Annotated in this window: 22 protein-coding genes and 1 pseudogene; 20 read left to right on the top strand and 3 right to left on the bottom strand. The window is 44.9% G+C overall.

Features of this window, described 5'->3' with window-relative positions; all coding sequences use genetic code 11:
* Position 1 precedes the first annotated feature (1 nt).
* From lspA to EAI95_RS02860, 3 genes and pseudogenes are all read left to right on the top strand, one after another.
* A complete protein-coding gene (gene lspA / locus EAI95_RS02875; protein ID WP_129822139.1) occupies positions 2-463 on the top strand; it encodes a signal peptidase II in 462 nt (153 codons plus the stop codon).
* Positions 453-1,343, top strand: a complete 891-nt coding sequence (locus EAI95_RS02870; RefSeq protein ID WP_129822138.1) for an RluA family pseudouridine synthase — start codon at positions 453-455, stop codon at positions 1,341-1,343. Before lspA ends, EAI95_RS02870 begins: the two co-directional genes overlap by 11 nt.
* Before the next feature lie 201 nt (positions 1,344-1,544).
* Positions 1,545-1,736: pseudogene (locus EAI95_RS02860) on the top strand (pyrroline-5-carboxylate reductase dimerization domain-containing protein); the annotation flags it as partial.
* Positions 1,737-2,024: 288 nt separating this feature from the next.
* Here the strand turns inward: EAI95_RS02860 and EAI95_RS02855 are convergent.
* Positions 2,025-3,548, bottom strand: a complete 1,524-nt coding sequence (locus EAI95_RS02855) for an ATP-binding cassette domain-containing protein (RefSeq protein WP_129822137.1) — start codon at positions 3,546-3,548, stop codon at positions 2,025-2,027.
* 318 nt (positions 3,549-3,866) lie between these two features.
* Here EAI95_RS02855 and hemW point away from each other — a divergent pair, with 318 nt between their 5' ends.
* From hemW to ldcB, 17 genes are all read left to right on the top strand, one after another.
* On the top strand, positions 3,867-4,997 hold the full coding sequence (gene hemW, locus EAI95_RS02850) for a radical SAM family heme chaperone HemW (RefSeq protein WP_117744164.1): 1,131 nt from the start codon (positions 3,867-3,869) through the stop codon (positions 4,995-4,997).
* A gap of 3 nt (positions 4,998-5,000) precedes the next feature.
* Positions 5,001-5,759 (top strand): acyl-ACP thioesterase domain-containing protein, encoded by a 759-nt coding sequence (locus tag EAI95_RS02845; RefSeq protein WP_117744165.1) that lies wholly within the window; start codon positions 5,001-5,003, stop codon positions 5,757-5,759.
* Positions 5,741-6,445 carry a hypothetical protein gene (locus EAI95_RS02840; RefSeq protein WP_023023018.1) on the top strand — a complete coding sequence of 235 codons (705 nt, stop codon included), beginning with the start codon at positions 5,741-5,743 and terminating at the stop codon, positions 6,443-6,445. Before EAI95_RS02845 ends, EAI95_RS02840 begins: the two co-directional genes overlap by 19 nt.
* Positions 6,435-7,205 (top strand): TIGR01457 family HAD-type hydrolase, encoded by a 771-nt coding sequence (locus tag EAI95_RS02835; RefSeq protein ID WP_023023020.1) that lies wholly within the window; start codon positions 6,435-6,437, stop codon positions 7,203-7,205. The genes EAI95_RS02840 and EAI95_RS02835 overlap by 11 nt, the downstream gene beginning before the upstream one ends.
* Positions 7,198-7,827 (top strand): TIGR01906 family membrane protein, encoded by a 630-nt coding sequence (locus EAI95_RS02830; RefSeq protein ID WP_129822136.1) that lies wholly within the window; start codon positions 7,198-7,200, stop codon positions 7,825-7,827. The genes EAI95_RS02835 and EAI95_RS02830 overlap by 8 nt, the downstream gene beginning before the upstream one ends.
* Before the next feature lie 12 nt (positions 7,828-7,839).
* Entirely contained in the window at positions 7,840-8,799 is a 960-nt protein-coding gene (locus EAI95_RS02825; RefSeq protein WP_129822135.1) for a CPBP family intramembrane glutamic endopeptidase, read from the top strand.
* Positions 8,800-9,203: 404 nt separating this feature from the next.
* Entirely contained in the window at positions 9,204-9,611 is a 408-nt protein-coding gene (locus tag EAI95_RS02820) for a hypothetical protein (RefSeq protein WP_129822134.1), read from the top strand.
* Between the two features lie 116 nt (positions 9,612-9,727).
* Positions 9,728-11,560, top strand: coding sequence for an excinuclease ABC subunit UvrC (gene uvrC / locus EAI95_RS02815; RefSeq protein WP_129822133.1), 1,833 nt, complete (start codon positions 9,728-9,730; stop codon positions 11,558-11,560).
* A gap of 94 nt (positions 11,561-11,654) precedes the next feature.
* Complete coding sequence (locus EAI95_RS02810) at positions 11,655-12,491, top strand: metallophosphoesterase family protein (RefSeq protein ID WP_129822132.1); 837 nt, start codon at positions 11,655-11,657, stop codon at positions 12,489-12,491.
* Positions 12,492-12,570: 79 nt separating this feature from the next.
* Positions 12,571-13,176, top strand: coding sequence for a nitroreductase family protein (locus tag EAI95_RS02805; RefSeq protein WP_129822131.1), 606 nt, complete (start codon positions 12,571-12,573; stop codon positions 13,174-13,176).
* A 136-nt stretch (positions 13,177-13,312) separates the two neighbouring features.
* Positions 13,313-14,719 (top strand): dipeptidase PepV, encoded by a 1,407-nt coding sequence (pepV, locus tag EAI95_RS02800; RefSeq protein WP_129822130.1) that lies wholly within the window; start codon positions 13,313-13,315, stop codon positions 14,717-14,719.
* A gap of 52 nt (positions 14,720-14,771) precedes the next feature.
* On the top strand, positions 14,772-15,365 hold the full coding sequence (locus EAI95_RS02795; RefSeq protein ID WP_023023037.1) for a uracil-DNA glycosylase family protein: 594 nt from the start codon (positions 14,772-14,774) through the stop codon (positions 15,363-15,365).
* A 33-nt stretch (positions 15,366-15,398) separates the two neighbouring features.
* Complete coding sequence (locus EAI95_RS02790; protein WP_129822129.1) at positions 15,399-15,890, top strand: prolyl-tRNA synthetase associated domain-containing protein; 492 nt, start codon at positions 15,399-15,401, stop codon at positions 15,888-15,890.
* Positions 15,891-15,911: 21 nt separating this feature from the next.
* On the top strand, positions 15,912-16,193 hold the full coding sequence (locus EAI95_RS02785; protein WP_023026738.1) for a rhodanese-like domain-containing protein: 282 nt from the start codon (positions 15,912-15,914) through the stop codon (positions 16,191-16,193).
* 98 nt (positions 16,194-16,291) lie between these two features.
* Positions 16,292-17,446: a DUF6574 domain-containing protein gene (locus EAI95_RS02780; protein WP_129822128.1), complete on the top strand. Its 1,155-nt coding sequence runs from the start codon at positions 16,292-16,294 to the stop codon at positions 17,444-17,446.
* 80 nt (positions 17,447-17,526) lie between these two features.
* Positions 17,527-19,308: a hypothetical protein gene (locus EAI95_RS10040; RefSeq protein ID WP_173018599.1), complete on the top strand. Its 1,782-nt coding sequence runs from the start codon at positions 17,527-17,529 to the stop codon at positions 19,306-19,308.
* A 10-nt stretch (positions 19,309-19,318) separates the two neighbouring features.
* The gene (gene ldcB, locus EAI95_RS02770) at positions 19,319-20,092 is read left to right on the top strand and encodes an LD-carboxypeptidase LdcB/DacB (RefSeq protein ID WP_129822127.1); all 774 of its coding nucleotides are present in this window, start codon (positions 19,319-19,321) and stop codon (positions 20,090-20,092) included.
* Between the two features lie 102 nt (positions 20,093-20,194).
* On the opposite strand, the gene EAI95_RS02765 is transcribed toward ldcB, so the two are convergent.
* The gene (locus EAI95_RS02765) at positions 20,195-20,437 is read right to left on the bottom strand and encodes a type B 50S ribosomal protein L31 (RefSeq protein ID WP_023023047.1); all 243 of its coding nucleotides are present in this window, start codon (positions 20,435-20,437) and stop codon (positions 20,195-20,197) included.
* A 221-nt stretch (positions 20,438-20,658) separates the two neighbouring features.
* Positions 20,659-21,393 (bottom strand): hypothetical protein, encoded by a 735-nt coding sequence (locus EAI95_RS02760; protein WP_129822126.1) that lies wholly within the window; start codon positions 21,391-21,393, stop codon positions 20,659-20,661.
* Positions 21,394-21,446 lie beyond the last annotated feature (53 nt).

Here is a 21,446-nt window from a genome sequence, read left to right as displayed (position 1 = left end):
AATGAAGAGAAAAGTAAGTATTTTTATTAGTATCCTCCTCTTGATTATCCTAGATCAAGCGGTGAAGGGGTATGTTGTCAAGGAGATCCCGCTAGGGGGTATGCGTCGCTTCATTCCCAAAGTGGTCAGCCTTACCTATCTAAAGAACTCAGGTGCTGCCTTTTCTATGTTAGAAAACCAACAGTGGTTCTTTACCATCATTACGATCCTAGCCATGGGAACCGCCTTTGTCTACCTTTATCGTCACATCAAAGGTTCCCTCTGGCTCTTGGTTGGGTTGACCCTGATTATCTCAGGGGGAATCGGCAACTTTATTGACCGGGTTCGTCAGGGCTTTGTCGTCGATATGTTTCACTTGGATTTTATGAATTTTGCCATTTTTAATGTAGCAGATATTTATTTAACCGTCGGTGTGGGATTGTTACTGATTTATCTTTTAAGAGAGGAGAGCCATGGAAGTTAGAGTGGAAGTCGCTGGTGCGCGACTGGATAAGGCCGTCTCAGAGTTGACGGAACTCTCACGTGGCTTGGCTAATGAACAGATCAAGGAAGGAAAGATCCTTGTCAACGGTCAAGTCAAAAAGGCCAAGTATACCGTAAAAGAAGGGGATGTCATAAGCTATGAAGTCCCTCAAGTTGAAGAAGTGACCTATGAAGCAGAAGATATCCCCTTAGAGATTGTCTATCAGGATGCAGATGTCGCAGTGGTCAATAAACCCCAGGGCATGGTGGTCCATCCTAGTGCTGGTCACACCAGTGGAACTCTGGTCAATGCCCTCATGTATCACATCAAAGACTTGTCAGGCATTAATGGCGAGCTTCGTCCAGGGATCGTCCATCGGATTGACAAGGACACCTCTGGCCTCCTCATGGTGGCCAAGAACGATGCCGCCCATGTAGCCTTGGCAGATGAGCTCAAGGCTAAGAAGTCCCTGCGTAAGTATTGGGCCATTGTCCATGGAAATCTTCCTAACGATCGAGGTGTCATAGAGGCACCGATTGGACGGAGTGACAAGGATCGCAAGAAGCAGGCTGTGACAGCCAAAGGGAAACCAGCTCTGACTCGTTTCCAAGTCTTGGAACGTTTCGGGGATTATAGCTTGGTCGAGCTGCAATTGGAGACCGGACGGACCCACCAGATCCGGGTTCACATGGCCTATATTGGCCATCCGGTCGCTGGTGATGAAGTCTATGGACCTCGTAGGACTTTGAAAGGCCATGGGCAATTCCTCCATGCTAAAACACTGGGCTTTACCCATCCTCGGACGGGAGAGGTCATGGAGTTTTCAGTGGAGGTTCCGGAGATCTTCCAAAAAACCTTGGAGCAGCTCCGTCAAGGATAAGCATTCAATCATAAAAACGAGTTTGACTCTTGAGGTTCAAACTCATTTTTTTGTGGGCAATAGCCTTCTCTGGTCCCCTCTTAGAAATTTTTAAGGCTTTCATGGTATAATGTTACAATCGAATACTATGAAGAATGAATGGATGAAGAATAAGCGAATTGTGTTTAAAGTAGGGACCTCTTCCCTGACCAATCAAGATGGAAGCTTGTCTTGGAGCAAGGTCAAGACCATCACCCAGCCCGATTAAGGGATGCGGTTTGTAGTCCAGGTGGCTCTACCATCGCAGGAGTCAACCGCTTAGAACAAGTTGGTTTACGGGGCGACATTATTGCAGGTGTGGAAGCTGCCTACAAACGCACCCAGGAAATGGGACAAGAGGCAGGGCGAAATTAGATAAAATAATTGGTCAAAACCAAGCTTGTAGAACAGTGACGAACTGTTCTTTTAAACAAATCTAACAAATTCAGAGTTATCAAATCCTCTATTGAAACTTTCCGCCGTGAGAAAAGTGCCTGAAACTTAATGGTTTCAGGCATTCGGAATTATTGAGACCTTAGGCTCAATAATTAGTCATGGAACTTCGAAGAAGTTCGCTGACGTCCGTTCTCACCTAAGGAAAGTTTCAATAGAGGACTTTATTTTCAACGTAAAAGATTGGTTTTTTAGCCAATCTTTTTTACGTTAGAGAGCCTCTATTTCTACCAAACCATTTTCAGTCAGACGATAGATTTTTTGGCAGACTTCTTTGAGGAAGGTCCGATCGTGGGAGACTGTAACCAGTCCGCCTGGGTAGTCTGCGAATAGGCGACGAATTTCTGGTTGGGAAGTGGGGGAAAAATTGCGGGTAGGCTCGTCCAAGAGTAGAAACTGGGGACTTGTGAGTACTAATTGAAGGAGGAAGAGTTTTCCTTGCTGGCCACCAGAAAGTTCAGAGATCGGATGATGCATTTCAGAATAAGTAAAGTTGAGGGAGGCTAAATGCAATTGAATGGTGTTGATTTCTTCGCGATCGCCTGAATGCTGTAGAAATTGAACGGGTGTCTGAGTCAGAGGGAGATGTTCAGTGTAATCTTGAGGCATATAGGCAGTGCGGATACTCTCATTATTCTGTAAAATCTCCCAGATCATTTTTAGGAAAGTGGATTTCCCAACACCGTTGGAACCGATAATCCCTATCTTATCCTGCCCTTGAAGTGTGAGGGAGAGGTTCTTGACTAGGACACGATCACCAATTATGAGCTCTTCCTGATCTAAGAGAAGGACAAGTTTTTGAGGAGACAAGGGAGTGAGGGAAGGGAAATGTAGATTGATGATTTCCTCATCATAGGGTTGGGAAGTCATGGATTGGAATTCTCGCTCGTAGCGCTTTTCTTGTGAGAGGAGGGACTTCATTTTCTTTGCCAGGAGACGTCCAGCAGTGCTATCTTTGGTATTTCGTAAGGAGGTTTCGACTTGCTGACGGACGCGACGGTGCTTCTCCATTGTTTTTTGGTAGGCTCGTTGATCGTTGGCTGCTTGCTGAGACTGTTGCTTAAATTGTTGTTCCCTCTGGCTACTGTAGTCTTGATAGCCTAGGTGCTCTACGATGGTTTCAGCCTCCTTGCGGTGTTTGATCTGTCTGAGGTGTATGATCGTATCCGCCGTCTGAGTCAAAAAATCCTCATGATGGGAAATAAATATTATGGTTTGGGGGCTCGTTTGGATCATATGCTGGAGCCAGTCCAAGGTCTCCAAATCCAGATCATTTGAAGGTTCATCTAAAAATAGCAATTCATGAGGACAACAAAGTTCGTGAAGCAGTTGGACTTTGAGGGCTTCTCCTCCAGATAGACTTCCGATAGCTTGATCGCTTGCAAAGCGCTCGCTATTAAAATGCAATTGATCTGCCAGTCTGTAGAGGGTGGCATAGTCTAGTTCGTCCTCTCCAAAAAAATATTCTTCCAAGGTTTTTCCCTTCAAAGCTTCCGGTAAAGTTTGGGGAATATAGGCATAGGAGTGAAAGGAAGTGGTGATTTCTCCTTCTATGGTCAGATAATCTGGTAGAGATTTTGGGGACATAAGGACCTGAAGTAAGGAAGATTTTCCATTCCCTTCTTCGCCAATAATGGCAACTTTTTCTCCTTCATGAATGGTCAGGGAAAGATTTCGAACCAGATCTCGTAAATCTTTTGTATGTCGGATAGTGAGGTGGGATAGTTTTAGCATAAGATTCCTTTCTACTGGGACAAAAAATAGCTCTACCTATTTAGTAGAGCTGTATTCAAGTGAAACCCAAGCAGAAAAAGACCTTATTTAGCCAACAAAAGGCTGGAAATTAGGCGAGAGGGTACACAAAAAGAGATAGAACAAACAGTCCACTAAATAAAGTATCTTATTTAACGAAACTTAGTTGTTCATATCTCCTTACCTCCGAATGTGATTAGCTTTATTCTAATCCTTTCATTCCTTCTTGTCAAGGAAATCCTTGCTTTCCCCTTTATTTTCTGCTCGGGCTTTGGTCGGAAATATGGTATAATAAAGGTTATGCAAGCTAAACCGTCTTCTGCCTATGTGCATATTCCATTTTGTACCCAGATTTGTTATTATTGTGACTTTTCTAAGGTTTTTATCAAGAATCAGCCGGTCGATGCCTATCTGGAACACTTGATCCAGGAGACTCGATCGTATGAGATTGGCAAACTTCGGACTCTCTACATCGGTGGAGGGACTCCGACAGCTCTGTCCGCCCAACAACTGGCCTATCTCTTGACAGAATTGCCCAAGGTTATGGACCTATCGGAAGTAGAAGAGTTTACCATCGAAGCCAATCCTGGCGATTTGGATCCGGATAAGATCGCAGTTCTCAAGGAGTCTCAGGTCAATCGGGTCTCTCTGGGTGTCCAAACCTTTGATAACAAGATGCTGAAAAAGATCGGTCGGAGTCACCAGGAGCAGGATATCTATGACAATATCCGCCACCTCAAGCAGGCAGGATTTGACAATATTTCGATTGATTTGATCTATGCTCTGCCGGGTCAGACCATGGACCAGGTCAAGGAAAATGTCGCCAAGGCGATCGACTTGGACATCCCCCACATGAGTCTCTATAGTTTGATTTTAGAAAACCACACGGTCTTTATGAACCGCATGCGACGGGGCAAGCTTCCTCTCCCCAAAGAAGAGTTGGAAGCGGAGATGTTTGAGTACATCATTGAGGAACTGGAAAAAGCAGGCTTTGAGCACTATGAGATTTCCAATTTCTCCAAGCCTGGCTTTGAAAGTCGCCACAATCTGGTCTATTGGGATAATGCAGAATACTATGGCCTGGGAGCTGGTGCTTCCGGCTATGTCGATGGGATTCGCTACAAGAATCATGGCCCAATCCGGCATTACCTGGAAGCTGTTGAGGCTGGTAAGGCACGGATTACAGAGGAGCACCTGACACTGGAAGAGAAGATGGAAGAGGAGTTGTTCCTCGGTCTACGGAAAAAGACAGGTGTGTCTAAGGCACGTTTTGAAGAAAAATTTGGTATCTCCTTTGACCAACGCTATGGACAAGTGGTGGCCAGTCTAACGGAGCAGGGACTCTTGGTTCCAGATGACAAGCAAGTGCGGATGACTAAGAGAGGCTTGTTCCTTGGGGATACCGTAGCAGAGAAATTTATATTGGAGTAAACGATGGCTAAAATTTATCAGTATGACATGAAAGTCCCCTTTGATATGAGCGATGTGAATGGCTTTATCAAAATGCCACAGCTCATCCTCTTGTCCTTGCAAGTCTCAGGCATGCAGTCGATGGAGATTGGTATCAGTGACAGGGACCTGCTCGAACAGTACAATCTAGTCTGGATCATCACCGACTATGACATCACGGTTCATCGCCTGCCGGTCTTTGATGAACAGATTACCATTGAGACTCAGGCCCTGGCCCACAATCGTCTCTTTTGCTACCGTTCCTTTGTGGTCAGAGATCAGAATGGGGAAGCTATCGTCGAGATGGTGGCCACCTTTGTCTTGATGGATCGGGATAGTCGTAAGGTCCAATCCGTACCGGAGGAGATCACCGATCCATATGAGTCACCGTTTGAGAAGAAAATCCGCCGTGGTCCACGCTATCCAGAACTGAATGGGGCCATGGAGCAGGACTACCATGTGCGGTTCTATGATCTAGACATGAACGGTCATGTGAACAACAGCAAGTACCTAGACTGGGTCTTTGAAGTCATGGGAGCAGAATTCCTAACCCAGCATATCCCCAAACGTGTCCATCTCAAGTATGTTAAGGAGGTCCTTCCTGGAGGCATGATTACCTCTAGCGTTGAGCGAGAAGGGATGATCAGCAATCATGTCATCTCATCAGAAGGCCAAGTACACGCCCAAGCCCTCATCACTTGGGAAGAAATAGATAAGGAAACATTATGGAAAAAAGAAGATTAAAACAGAAAAAAGAAGACTTGATGGAGGTTCAACGACGGGTTGTTGCCTATGCTCGTCGTAAGAAAAATCCTCTCTATGTATTGGGAGATGGTTTCTTAACCTTAGTCGCAGCCTTTTATATCTTTATTGAGGAAGCGATTCGTTTTGTACGCTACCGATTGAATTTTGAAGACTTTCTTCGTTTTCTCAAGGAAGATGTACGCTGGTATCGTGTTTGGATTCATTTGATTTTGGCCTTTATCCTGCCTGTCGTCGTCTTTTCTTTGAGTATCACTAGCCAATCAGGTAGCTTTTGGAGTAACTTCTTTAATAAGCTCTCTCAAGGTGTCCTCTTCAGTACGACTGTCAGCCTCGCAGCGACTTTAATGACAGATTTCATTGAGACCATGAAGCCTATTCAGGCTGGCAAAGAGACTAATGAGGAAAAAGAAACTGGCGTCTATACCATTACCATTGATCAGGCTAAGATTGGTGGCTTAATGGTGACCATCGTCATCTTGATGATTTCATCCTTCCTCTTTACTCAGGCTGGAAAAGCAAGTATCAATTTCTTCGGTCTTGTCCTTCAATTTGCCTTATACGGGGCTTGCTTGCTTCTCTATGGAGCAGGTGGCCAGTTTCAATTTCAGGAGAAAGAAGCAGAGGAATTAAGTGAAAAAGGAGACCAAGAATCTCGTGACTTATAAGGGTTATTTAATTGACTTAGATGGAACTATTTATAAAGGGAAAGAGCGGATTCCAGCTGGGGAAGCCTTTGTCCACGAATTGCAAGAGCGTCAGATCCCCTACCTCTTTGTGACCAACAATACCACGCGGACGCCAGAAATGGTCCAAGAGATGCTGGCAGGCCAATTCAACATCGAAACGCCGCTGGATACCATCTATACAGCGACACTAGCAACCATTGATTATATGGTGGATATGAATCTTGGAAAAACCGCCTATGTCATTGGAGATGTTGGCTTGAAACAAGCCATTGCTGAGGCAGGCTTCGTCGAAGATACCGTCAATCCAGCCTATGTCGTGGTGGGTCTCGACTGGGAAGTGGACTATGAGAAATTCTCTATCGCTACCTTGGCCATTCAAAAGGGAGCGCATTTTATCGGGACCAATCCTGACCTCAATATCCCGACAGAGCGGGGAATGATGCCAGGGGCGGGTGCTCTAAATGCTCTTATCGAAGCGGCAACGCGCGTGAAGCCGACCTTTATCGGTAAGCCCAATGCCATCATTATGGACAAGGCCATCGCTCACCTGGGACTAGAGCGCGAAGAAGTGGTCATGGTGGGAGACAATTACCTGACCGACATCCGAGCAGGAATTGACAATGGCATTCCTACTTTGCTGGTGACAACTGGCTTTACCAAGCCAGAAGAAGTGCCGGATCTGCCCTTGCCACCAACGCATGTCCTATCTAGCTTAGCGGAGTGGGATTTCGATGCGTGATCGGTTAAAGGTAACGGGCTTTGTCCTCTGGCTCTTAGCAACAGTGATTTTAGGGACCATTCTCGTAGCCTGGTTGATTTATCCCATGGAGATTAGCTGGTTACGAATTCAAAATCGGACCGGTTTGACTCCTGCAGTCATTCAGAAGAACTTTCAAGTCCTCATGCAGTATTTGACCAGTCCTTTTAATTGGAAGCTGGATATGCCAGATTTTCCATCCTCTCCAGATGGCCTCCATCATTTTCAAGCAGTCAAGTACCTCTTTCACCTGACTCAGATCTTGTTCCTGGTCTTGTTGCCAGTGGCTATACGATTTATTCGAACGGTCATGCGTAAAGGCTACGCAGGTCTCTATCGCCCTTTATTTGGTGGGATGGTTCTCTTGCCTATCGTCATAGGAGGAGTGACCCTATTTATTGGCTTTGATCAATTCTTTACCCTCTTTCACCAAGTCCTCTTTGTCGGAGATGCTACTTGGCTCTTTGATCCCTACAAGGATCCCATCATATTAGCTCTTCCGGAGGACTATTTCCTACATGCCTTTCTGATTTTCTTTGTTCTCTATGAGGGGGCTTTTGGATGGTGCTACGGATGGAGCCGGAAAACAAAAACAGTAGATTAGCGGAGTGAATGGATGAAACAGTTTAATCGATTTTTAGATCCCAAAAAGGATTTGGGAAGCTTTTCGGGGATGGTTTGTCTCTATCTCTTGGTCATGGTCTTTGTTAGCATCATTTTGACCTTTGCCATTACCCTCTTTATGTTTGGACGGTATGGATTGGAGATGGCAGAGAAGCAGGAGTATGTAGAAAATCTCATCAATGGGAATGGGATTAGCTACCTGATATCTGTCAGTATAGGTGTCTTCCTATTTGCCCTTTATCGGCAAGGCTCCCTCTTTAAAGGAGATGTGAGACAAAAGGGACGCAAGATGACCTGGCAGACTTTCTTAGTATTCATTGCCTTCTTGGGGTTCGCCCAATTGGCTTCTAGCGCCTTGTCTCAACTCTTAGACCACATGATGGAAACTCTAGGCTTTTTCAAGCCACAAGAGGATATGTCCGAGCAACTCAGCCAGTCTTGGAGCCTCTTGCTCTATGCGACTCTGATCGGTCCTATCACAGAGGAATTGGTTTTCCGGGTTGCTGGACTGAGAGCCTTGGAAAAGTATGGAAAAGTCTTTGCGATCGTCATGACAGCCTTGGCTTTTGGAATGTTCCATGCCAATTTTGATCAGTTGTTCTTTGCGACAATTATCGGCTTAGGCTTTGGCTACTTGACCTTCGAGTATTCGATCTGGTGGGCTATTTTCTACCATATCTTTAACAACCTGGTCCTCTCTCAAGGGCTTCATTACCTCGGTACGCATGTCAATATGAATGTAGCTGAGTGGGTTCAAATTCTGGTCTTTTTAGGTGGAACCATCGCCTTTACCATAGTTTTGATTTTAAAAAGAAAAGCTATTTTTCACTACATTCAAGAAAACCGACCAGCACCCGGTGTCTTCCAAAGAAGCTTGTATTCTTTCTGGTTCTGGGTCTTGGTCCTTGGGACAACTCTTGTGTCCTTACTTCCTTACCTAAGAGGCTATTAATATCAAAGAGGGATCGTTTTCGATCCCTCTTTGATTGAAGATAAATTCTTCTGAAAAACTTTCCTTAGGTGAGTACGGACGTCAGCGAACTTCAAGGAAGTTCCATGACTTAGTTTTGAGCCCCTTCGCTCTTTAATTTCTGGGCTCAGGCTAAAACAGTTCCCAAAACTGTTTTACTCTCAAAACTCCTGAGTGCCTGAAATTCGAATTATTTCAGGCACTTTTCTCACAGCGGAAAGTTTTTTATCCTCTTAATTGACTAAAAAAGTCATTTTTTTATAAATATCTAACTATTTTACTTAAAACAATAGTCTGTCTCCATTATAATAGAGAGAGTCGAAGTGGAAAGATAAAACTTGGAAATAAGGAATTTTAAAATATAAAAATTGGAGGAATGTCTACTGATGAAAAATAAATCTAAAAAATGGAAATGGTTTTTGTTGATTATTCCTGCACTTATGATTTTAGGGATTATCAGTATTACCCTTGATGAGATGAAATCAAAGGATGGAATTTATTATCTGACAGTAAAAAATGAATCTACTAAAACAGCCTCACTAGATAAAACATCATGGATAAAAATAGAAGGAGAGCAAATCACAGTGAAGGAAGGGAGTTCAGAGCGAACCTACTCTTATGATACTGAAAATGATGAATTTGTTAGAGATTCTGTGAAGTATTCTTGTCTGATATATGATGGAATTTTAACTCTTTCAGGAGATCAGCCGCAGAAAGAATTACCTGAGTATGTCAGCCCTAATAGCAGTTGGTACTCGGGATATGAGAAAGGGCAAGTCGAGATAAAGGATTGAGATTGGATGTCTGATCTATCTTTTAATCATTTTTTTAACTTGCTGAAGGTGAATATAAAAAATACAGACATAATACAGAGAGGATAACACCCCTCTTTTTTGCTATAATAGAGAGTATGAATAACTTGATTAAATCCAAGCTCGAGCTCTTGCCGACGAGTCCGGGCTGTTACATTCACAAAGACAAGAACGGTACCATCATCTATGTGGGGAAGGCCAAGAATCTTCGCAATCGGGTGCGGTCCTATTTTAGAGGTAGCCACGATACTAAGACGGAAGCCCTGGTATCTGAGATTGTGGATTTTGAGTTTATCGTCACTGAGTCCAATATTGAGGCCTTGCTTCTCGAGATCAACCTCATCAAGGAGAACAAGCCCAAGTACAATATCATGCTCAAGGACGACAAGTCCTATCCCTTCATCAAGATTACCAATGAGCGCTATCCGCGTCTCATCATCACGCGCCAGGTCAAAAAGGATGGCGGTCTCTATTTCGGTCCCTATCCGGATGTGGGGGCGGCCAATGAGATCAAGCGACTCTTAGACCGGATTTTCCCTTTTCGCAAGTGTACCAATCCTCCTTCCAAGGTTTGCTTTTACTACCATCTAGGGCAGTGTATGGCCCACACGGTATGTCACAAGGACGAGGCCTATTTCAAGGGCATGGCACAGGAAGTTTCTGATTTCCTTAAGGGGCAGGATGACAAGATTATCGATGAGCTCAAGGTCAAGATGACTATGGCAGCGCAAAACATGGAATTCGAGCGGGCGGCCGAGTATCGGGATCTGATCCAGGCCATCGGGACCCTGCGGACCAAACAGCGGGTCATGGCCAAGGATTTGCAGAATCGGGATGTCTTTGGCTACTACGTGGACAAGGGCTGGATGTGTGTGCAGGTCTTCTTTGTCCGTCAGGGCAAGCTGATCGAGCGCGATGTCAATCTCTTTCCTTACTACAATGATCCAGACGAGGATTTTTTAACCTATGTGGGGCAGTTTTACCAAGAGAAATCTCACTTGATTCCTAATGAAATTCTGATCCCTCAGGATATCGATGAGGAAGCGGTCAAGGCCCTTGTGGATACCAAGGTCCTCAAGCCCCAGCGTGGGGAGAAGAAGCAGTTGGTCAATCTGGCCATCAAGAATGCGCGTGTCAGTCTGGAGCAGAAGTTCAATCTCCTTGAAAAATCCATGGAAAAGACCCAAGGTGCTATTGAAAATCTTGGAAAACTCCTGCAAATCCCAACTCCTGTCCGGATTGAGTCTTTTGATAACTCTAACATTATGGGGACCAGTCCGGTCTCAGCCATGGTGGTCTTTGTCAATGGGAAACCAAGCAAAAAGGACTATCGCAAGTACAAGATCAAGACCGTTGTCGGGCCAGATGACTATGCCAGCATGCGGGAGGTCATTCGCAGACGTTACAGCCGGGTCATGCGGGATGACCTGACGCCACCAGATCTGATCGTCATCGATGGAGGTCAGGGACAGGTCAATATCGCTAAGCAAGTCATTCAAGACGAGTTGGGGCTGGATATTCCCATTGCAGGCCTGCAAAAGAATGACAAGCACCAGACCCATGAATTGCTCTTTGGCGATCCTCTCAAAGTCATCGAACTCTCTCGGACCTCGCAGGAATTTTTCCTTCTCCAGCGAATCCAGGATGAAGTCCACCGTTTCGCCATCACCTTCCACCGCCAGCTACGGTCCAAGAATTCCTTCTCCTCCCAGCTGGATGGCATCGAAGGCTTGGGTCCAAAACGCAAGCAATTGCTGATGAAGCACTTCAAGTCACTGACCAAGATCAAAGAAGCCACTGTGGATGAAATCGTCACGGTCGGTATCCCACGGGCAGTAGCGGAGGCTGTCCAAGCCAAGCTCCATCAAGGAAAGCAGGAAGAAGCAAGTCCGTTGATGGAAGTGGCGGAGCCCTCCCAAGGATTTGAGTAATTGCACCATCCATTTTCATGGATGGTTTTTACGTTTTACTTCTAATTTTGTTATACTTAATGCACACAGATTTTTGATCGATAAAGGAGTAGTTATGAACCATCGAATCGCTATTTTATCTGATATCCACGGGGATACAAGAGCCCTGGAGGCAGTGATTGCGGATGCGCGTGATCAAGGCGCGACGGAATACTGGCTTTTAGGGGACATTTTGTTACCGGGGCCAGGAAGAGAGGATCTTTTTGACTTGCTGGATGCGATTCCCATTACAGCGGCTGTTCGTGGAAATTGGGACGATTGTGTCCTAGAGGCTTTGGATGGCGAATACGGGCTTGAGGATCCGCAGGAGATTCAGATGCTTCGTCTCACTCAATATGTCATGGAAGGAATTGATCCTAATCGGATCTATTGGCTTCGCTCGCTTCCTCTAATGGAGAAGAAGGAGATAAACGGCATTCGCTTTTCACTGACCCACAACTTACCAGAAAAGAATTATGGTGGGGACTTGCGTCCAGCTAATGCGACGGAAAACTTTGACCAATTGCTCGATGACCAGACCGATGTGGCCATCTACGGTCATGTCCACAAGCAATTGCTTCGCTATGGTAGTCAGGGCCAGCATATCATCAATCCTGGTTCCATTGGCATGCCTTATTTTGACTGGGAACAGCTCCAAAATCATAGAGCCCAGTATGCGCTGATCGATGTTGAAGAAGATGGGGTGACCAACCTGCAATTTCGCAAGGTAGCTTACGACTATGAAGCAGAGCTCCAAGATGCCAAAGATAAGGGACTTCCCTTTATTGAGATGTACGAAGAATTGAGACGAGAGGATAATTATCGGGGCCATAACAAAGAACTCCTCGCAAGTCTTAATAAGAAGTATGGTTATGACCAAGATGTCAAGAACTTCTATGACTTTCTCTCCTAAAAGATCAATGAAAAAACTCTGCAAGCTCTTTCATTTTGTGTTAAAATAGAGGTAATAGAATTAGAAAAGGAAGTTGACTATGAAATTCCTAGAACTCAACAAAAAACGTCATGCGATCAAGCATTTCACAGACCAGCCGGTCGATCCAAAGGATGTACGGACAGCTATTGAAATTGCGACCTTGGCTCCAAGTGCACACAATAGCCAACCATGGAAATTCGTGGTCGTTCGCCAGAAAAATACGGAATTGGCAAAAGTAGCTTATGGTGGGAACTATGACCAAATCATGGAAGCACCTGTGACCATCGCTCTCTTTACGGACACCGATTTGCAACGTCGGGCTCGGAAGATTGCGCGTGTTGGTGGGGTCAAAAACTTCACAGAGGAGCAGTTGCAATACTTCATGCAAAATCTTCCCGCAGAATATACTCGCTACAATGAACAACAGATCAGCGATTACTTGGCATTAAATGCTGGATTGGTCGCGATGAACTTGGTATTGGCCTTGACGGACCAAGGGATCGGCTCGAACATCATCCTGGGCTTTGACAAATCAAAAGTCAACGAAGTCTTGGAAATCGAAGAGCGTTTCCGTCCAGAACTCTTGATCACGGTTGGTTACGCAGCAGAGAAGGTAGAACCTAGCTACCGCTTGCCAGTAGACGAAATCATCGAAAAACGCTAATAACAACAGAAAGAACCGGATGGTCCTCGTCTCGTACGATACAAGTCCGGTTTTCTAGAATCCTTTGGCAGGCTGATAGACAGTCGCTGAAGGGATTCTAGAGGATTCAATTTAAATCGAAATAACGGAGGAATGCATGACAACAATTGACTTTAAAGCAGAAGTAGAAAAACGTTGCGAAGAAATGATGGCTGATCTTTTCAGCCTCTTGGAAATCAACTCAGAACGGGATGACAGCCAGGCGGATGCGACTCACCCTTATGGACCTGGACCCGTCAAGGCTCTTGAGAAATTCTTGGAAATTGCTGAGCGTGATGGCTACGAAACAACCAATGTGGACAACTATGCTGGACACTTCACCTTTGGACAAGGGGAAGAAGAGCTCGGAATCTTTGCCCACATGGACGTGGTACCTGCAGGTAGTGGCTGGGATACAGACCCTTATAAACCTGAGATTATCGATGGCAAACTCTATGCGCGTGGTTCATCAGATGACAAGGGGCCTACAGTAGCTTGTTACTACGGCTTGAAGATCATCAAGGATCTGGGATTGCCAGTTTCTAAGCGCGTGCGCTTTGTGGTCGGTACAGATGAAGAATCTGGCTGGGGCGATATGGACTACTATTTCAAACATGTCGGTCTTCCCGATCCAGACTTTGGCTTCTCTCCAGATGCAGAATTCCCAATCATCAACGGAGAAAAAGGAAACATTACTGAGTACCTTCACATCGGTGGTCAAAACACAGGTCAAGCGCATCTTCATAGCTTCACAGGTGGCCTTCGTGAAAACATGGTACCAGAGTCAGCGACAGCAGTCGTTTCTGGGCAATTACCAGATTTAGCTGGTCTCTTGGAGGCCTTTGCCAATGAACACCAACTTCGTTATGAAGTGGCAACAGAGGATGACGGTAAATTTAAAGTCACTATTATCGGGAAATCTGCCCATGGCTCTACTCCAGAAGCTGGGATCAATGGAGCAACTTATTTGGCTCTCTTCTTGAACCAGTTTGACTTCGGTGGAGATGCCAAAGCATACTTGCAAGTGTCAGCATCTCTTCTTCATGAAGACTTTGCTGGTGAGAAGCTTGGCATTGCCCATACAGATGAGAAGATGGGGGCTCTCAGCATGAATGCGGGTGTCTTCAACTTCGACGAAAACAGCTCAGATAACACTATTGCCTTGAACATTCGTTACCCTAAAGGAACAGATCCAGAAACCATCAAAGCTGGACTTGAAAAAGTAGAAGGAGTGGCGTCCGTTAGCTTGTCTGCCCACGGCCACACCCCTCACTATGTTCCAATGGAAGATGAATTGGTCTCAACGCTTTTGCGTGTCTATGAAAAACAAACCGGACTGAAAGGTCATGAGCAAGTAATCGGTGGCGGAACCTTTGGTCGTCTATTGAAACGTGGGGTTGCCTTCGGTGCCATGTTCCCAGACTATGTGAACACCATGCACCAAGCCAATGAATTTGCGGATGTAGAAGATCTCTACCGTGCAGCTGCAATCTACGCAGAAGCCATCTACGAACTCATCAAATAAGACGCTACTCAGTCGGCACTTGCTGGCTGAGTTTTTGCTTAGAGGAGGAGAAATGGAGCAACTAGAGCGGATCAAAGAGGCCATCATGGCCGATCCACAAAACAAAGACTATACGGATAAAGGAATCGAACCCTTATTTGCGGCACCAAAGACAGCTCGAATCAATATTATCGGACAGGCTCCTGGCCTCAAGACTCAAGAAGCGGGCCTCTATTGGAAAGACAAGAGCGGGGACCGCTTAAGGGAATGGTTAGGAGTCGATGAAGAGACCTTCTACCATTCGGGTCTATTTGCGGTCATTCCTATGGACTTTTATTTCCCAGGGCATGGAAAATCAGGTGACCTGCCACCTCGCAAGGGCTTTGCGGAAAAGTGGCATCCTCAACTCCTCAAAGAATGTCCAGATATTGAGTTGACCCTCTTGATTGGCCAGTACGCCCAAGCCTACTATCTTCATGAGAAGGTCAGTGGCAAGGTGACAGAGCGGGTGAGATGGTACAAGGACTACCTGCCCGACTATTTCCCTCTGGTCCACCCTTCGCCTCGCAATCAGATCTGGATGGCCAAGAATCCTTGGTTTGAGGCAGAAGTGGTGCCGGCTCTCCGGTCTCGAGTCCAGCAGATTATAGCCGAACATACAAAATAATAGTTAGTGATAATTGTAAAAGGAGGTATTTCCATGGATCCATATCAAAAAGTCAAAGACAAATTAGACGAACTCGGGATTGAATTTGATGAGGTGGAACACCCACCAGCATTCACTACAGAGCAGGCTGATTCCTATATTGAAGGTCTAGAAGGGGTCCGGACAAAGACTATGTTTTTGACCAACAAGAAGAAAACCCAGTATTATCTGCTCATCATGGATGAACAAAAACTCTTGGATATGGATGACTTCAAAGAGCAAGTAGGAGCCAATCGGATCCGTATGGCTTCAGCTGAATCTCTAGCAGAAAAAATGCAATTACCAGCTGGGACGGTATCCCCATTTGGCTTGTTAAACAATGCAGAAAAGGATATTCTCGTCTATTTTGATCAGGACATTGTGTCAGAGGAAATCATGACCTTCCATCCCAATACCAATGAAAAGACCATCTTTATCAAAACCCAAGACCTATTCCGCTTTTTAGAATCCATTGATTTTAACTATGAAATACTAACCTTGCCATAGTGGCATCAAAAAGGAGAAATCATGAAAGAAATTCCATTTAATGACTTTTTAGCAAAGTACCAAGTTGGAGAGATCCAAGTCGTCGATGTCCGTGAGCAGGAGGAATACGATGCCCTTCATCTGGACGGAGTGACCTTGCTTCCCTTATCCGTGTTGGCAGAACGGTATTCAGAACTAGACAAGGAGCAAGCCTATTATGTCATCTGCAAGTCTGGCCGGCGCTCAGCCCGTGCCTGCCAATTTTTGGAAGAAGAGGGCTATGATGTGACCAACGTCCAAGGTGGCATGGATGCATTTGAATAGTTGGGATGCTCTAGACAGTTGATTCCTGTATAATATTGAATTATAGCTAAAATTTTTATATAATATATCTGTATTTTATTTTATAAGGAGATTATTTTATGATCAAACAGGATTGGCTTGATTACTTTGAAGCTGTGAACGGTCGTTCAGCAACTGAAGCAGAGATCGCACAAGCATTGGCTGCAGGTGAGTTCCAAGAAGAACAGGCAGCTCAAGAAGCTTCACAATTTGTAGGTGCTCCAGTAGCTCCAGACCAAGCAAGCGCTGGATTCGTCGCTGCTCCAGTAGCACCAGAAGAAGCGGCTTCACAATTTGCTACTGCTCCAGAAGCACCAGTACAAGAAGCGCCACAATTTGCTGCTGCTCCAGAAGCACCAGTTGCTGCTGCGCCAGAAGCACCAGTACAAGAAGCGCCACAATACACTGCTGCGCCAGATGCACCAGCACAAGAAGCGCCACAATTTACTGCTGCGCCAGAAGCACAAACATTTGGTGCTCAACCAAATAGCTTCCAGCAAGCACCTCAACAACAGCCACAACCAGGATTTGGTCAACCGGCTCCGGGTCAAGCTCCAGGTCAAGGCTTCCAACAAGTACCTTATCCAGGACAACCTCAACCAGGTCAAGCCTATTATGCACAACCTGCTCAATCAAATGCCTTTGGTCAAGCAATGAAAGGATTCTGGTCATGGTTCGTTTCTGCTTTGGTTCGTCCAACAGTAGAAACTCAACCAAGAGTATTGAATGGGATCCTTCATTATGTCTTAACTGCATTTATCCTTAGCCTCTCACTTTTCTTCGTGGCGAGTGCCTTCCCTTATGCTGAAGTTGGATTTACAGCTTACCTATTGATTGTCATTGTAACTTTCTTTACAATTTATGTTACTCAATTAACTGGTTTCTTGGTTCGTAACCTTGTCTTGCAAGATAAAGAATACACCTACAAACGTTCATTCGATGAGTTTGCTCGCTTGTCTATCTATGCCTTGCCAGCATCCCTCATTGTCTTGATTTTTTCTCTAGTCAAGTACTTTGAAGGATTTATCTTCCTTCGATCGTTAATCTTCGTTCTCTATTTCTTAGGCTTGCTCTATACTGTTTACCAAGGTTTGAACAGAACAAAATTCAAGGCTGACAAATTCTTGTTGCTCCTTGCTTCTTCAGCAGTCATTCTAGTCATCTTCACAATTGTTGGCATCATTGACAGACGTATTTTAGAACAAGTATCTATCTATATCGCTTCCTTCTTCTAATCAGATAGGAACCTTGTCATAAAATTCTTGTTCATATACATATCGGATGAAAATATTTTAGTTTTTAGGAGAACATACCGATGAACAAAAAATGGGTAGAATTATTTGAAAAAGTAATCGGTCGCAAACCTACTCCTGAAGAATTCATTGCCGGAAGAGATTCCGGCTTTGATTTTAAGGCAATCAAATCGATTGCTGGAGTAGCGATCGACCAAGTGGCTTCAGAAGCGTCAGCTATAGGAGGACAGGGGCCAGTAGAAGCGGTTGTAAATCCTCTTCAACTTACTTGGGAAGAGCGCTTCATCGCCTTCTATGGACGTTCCCCGCTTCCAGAAGAGATCGAATCAGCACGTAGTCAGAACTTTGAAATCGTAGAAGCACCTGCTCCGACGATTAACTTGGAAGAGACCAATCAGACAACGCAGGTCTTCGCACCAGTGGAGAGTCCATCAGAGACCGCAGAAAACTTGTCCCAGCCGGTTGAGGCCCTAGCTACAGCAGAAGCTCCAGAGCAAGAAGAAGCTGTCAAGAAAGGCAAGAAAAAGAAAGTCAAAAAAGAGAAAAAAGGCAAGAAAAAGAAAGTCTTCTTCTTCAGTATTTTGGCTTTGTTGGTCTTGGCCTTGTCTGGTCTAGGCTATTACTTCTCATCAACTACAGGCCCACAGGTGATAGTGGACAAATTGGTCACAGCCATTGAACAAAAGGATTACCGGGAAGTGGCGAGCATCCTTTCTAGTGACAAGGATAAGTGGACCAAGGAAGAAGCTCAAGGCTTGCTAGACTATATGACAGCTCAGAAGATCGATGTCATCTACGAATTAGATCATATCGCTCAGTCTTCAAAAACAGGTAGCGTCAAGGACAAAAACCAGAATCTACTGATCGGGATTGAGAAGGCGGATAAGAAATTCGGTATCTTTCAAGAATACCGCATCGCGACCTATCCACTTGAAGTCACAGCGGTTACGAATCTGGATGATGCCAAGCTTAAGACTAGCGAAAAAGAGTCGACAGTGCTTAAGAAGAACCAAACGACCAAACTTGGGGAGGTTCACTTTGCGCCACGAGACATGCAACTAGATGGTAAGACCGAAGTTGGAAAAATCTCTAGTGAGGTTAAACTAGACCCAGCTCAGGCTTCTAAGAATAAGCTGAACTTGACTTTCAATTCTGAAAAACGTCTTCTCGAAATTGAATTCCCAGAGGAAGTAAGCAATCCAACTGATATCAAGGTAGCAGTGAATGGTAAGGAAGTCGGCACAAGTACTTTATTTGAAGTCGATGTCGTAGCCCATCAAGAAATCGAAATTCATGCAGTCTTTAGTGTCAATGGTGAGAGCTATACAACTGAAAAAGCTAAAGTCACAATCGGTGAAACTCCGGATGACGATGAAGTCATCACTTTGAAGCTTTCTAAGGATGTAGCCAAACGATTAAAAGATGCAGAAACAGCTCGTAAAGCCAAGGAAGAAGAAGCCAAGAAGGCAGAAGAGAAGAAAACAGCTATCACCTCCTTCCTCCAAGACTACCGGACAGAAATCTTCTCATCTGTCTCAAGTAGATCCAACACCTACTCCAAGTACTATGACACTTCAAGTGATGCCTATAAGGAAATGGTGGAGTGGACAACAGGTGGTGGAGTCAAGAAGGCTGAAATCGACTACTATACACCAGGTGTTTTCAACGTTCTTAGCGTTACCGAAGAGAACGGAATGGTGATCGTGAAAACCCACGAAGAATATACTGTACATTATGTGACCAGCCGAAAAGATAGCCAGAGTAGCAAGGACAAGACCTATACCCTAAAACCAGTAGGGGATACTTACGTGATTACGGCTATTGCGGTCACAGCTGGTAATTAGGAGGTTTATGATGAAATTAAGCATGACAAAATGGACACTTGCTGGCCTTGTTCTTTTGAGCCTAGGCGCTTGTGGCCAACAGAAGGAATCAAAGAGCTCAACGCAAAAAGAGCCTGCTTCAAGTAAGCAAGTCGCACAGTCATCAGCCAGCAAAGAAACCAGTGCTTCTGAAGCAACATCGTCTAACGATAGCGATAAGTCAAGGAAGAAGGCAGGCGAAGTCACGGTGGACCAAGGTGTTTCCTTCAATGGTTCTTATTACAGTGTCCAAGGAAAATCTGGAGATATCGTCATCGCCAACAAGCACTATCCCTTAGCTGCAGACTACAATCCAGGTGAGGATCCGACAGCGGTTGCGGCCTTGCATGAGTTGATTGCGGCTATGCAGGCAGAAGGCTATGCTATCAGCGATCAGTACAGTGGTTTCCGCAGTTATGAGACCCAAGTAGGTCTCTACCAAAGCTATGTCAATCAAGACGGGGTAGCTGCGGCAGATCGCTATTCAGCTCGTCCTGGATTTAGTGAGCACCAGACAGGTCTAGCATTTGACCTCATCGATACCAGTGGCAATCTCGTTCAAGAACCAGGCGCAAGCAAATGGTTGCTCAAGAACGCTGCCAAGTACGGCTTTATCGTCCGCTATCAAGAAGGGAAAGAAGCGAGCACAGGCTACATGCCTGAAAGCTGGCACCTTCGCTATATAGGAGAAGATGCAAAAGATGTCGCAGCCTCAGGAAAAAGCTTAGAAGAATACTTCAACTTTACCGGTGGCGACTACGAATAATAAGAAAACCGCTCTTTCAGGAATCCTGAAGGAGCGGTATTTTTTGTGCTGGGCAGGACAAGAAAAAACCACTGCCAAGTGGAAGTGGTTTTGATTGGTTTCTTATTTGAGACCGTATTTTTTGTTGAAACGATCCACACGTCCATCTGCTTGAGTGAACTTTTGACGTCCAGTGTAGAATGGGTGTGAGTCTGATGAAATTTCAACACGGATCAATGGGTAAGTTTCACCTTCGAATTCAACAGTCTCGTTAGAGTACTTAGTTGAACCACTAAGGAACTTATAACCAGTAGTAGTGTCCATGAAGACAACAGGGCGATATTCTGGATGGATATCTTTTTTCATTTTGCAATAATTCCTTTCTGCCATGGTCTCTTTCCGAGCCATAGATTGTTACTAAGTTAGTTTATCAAAAACAAAAGAGTTTGGCAAGGATTTTTACCAAATTTTTCGCATTTTTATTAAGAAAAAAGTGGGAGAAGCTCATCCTATCAGACAAGCTTTCCCACTCTGCCTAACAGTCCCAGTAAAGAAATGTTGGACATGTAAGATCAATAGAAATCTTTTTATTCTTGACCAGGTTCAGTAGTTGGCTGTTCTGGTTGTTGAGGTTGCTGTTGCTCTTGTGGTTGCCAAGCTTGTTGAGGCTGTTGAGGCGCTTGTTGGAACCCTTGTGGAGGCTGTTGAGGTGCTTGTTGGAACCCTTGCTGAGGTTGTTGTAATCCTTGTTGAGGCGCTTGTTGGAACCCTTGTCCTGGAGCAGGTTGACCAAATCCTTGTTGCGGTTGTTGCCATTGTTGTTGTCCAGGTTGACCCGGTTGTTGTGGTGATTGGACAGATGATGCAACAGACTGTGCGAATCCTCTACTTGTTGATGCAAGATCTTGGAATGTTCCTTTAGTGATTTTACCACCAGACATGGCAAGAAGTCCTGTGATCACAATAGCAATACTTGCAATGACTGCAATAATCAAACCAAAACCAATAGAGAAGCCATCACCGAATTCAGATGAAGCACCCAAGACTCTAAACATAGTGATGATCGTAATTAAGCTTTCAAGAATACCGATAGCAATGACACCAATGGAAAAATTCTTGTTCATTGGTGGAGCAATGTTTGGAAGGCAAGCTAGAACGATGGCACCAATAGCTAGGACAACGATGACCCATCCAAATTCACCTCGAATTCCACTGAAAGAATAACTTCCGTAGGATCCACCATTGAATGTACTCCATGGCAAAAAGGTAGAAATGGCAGTAAGAGCTGCTGCGACAATGATAAAAATACGATGTTTATGCATAAAACGTCTCCTTTTTTTGTGATTATTATAGCATAAATAAGCTCAAACTGGAA

Source organism: Streptococcus sp. bf_0095 (assembly GCF_004166885.1).
Classification (GTDB): domain Bacteria; phylum Bacillota; class Bacilli; order Lactobacillales; family Streptococcaceae; genus Streptococcus.
Note: the sequence above shows the minus strand (reverse complement) of the source record. Positions and strands in the feature narration are given on the sequence as shown.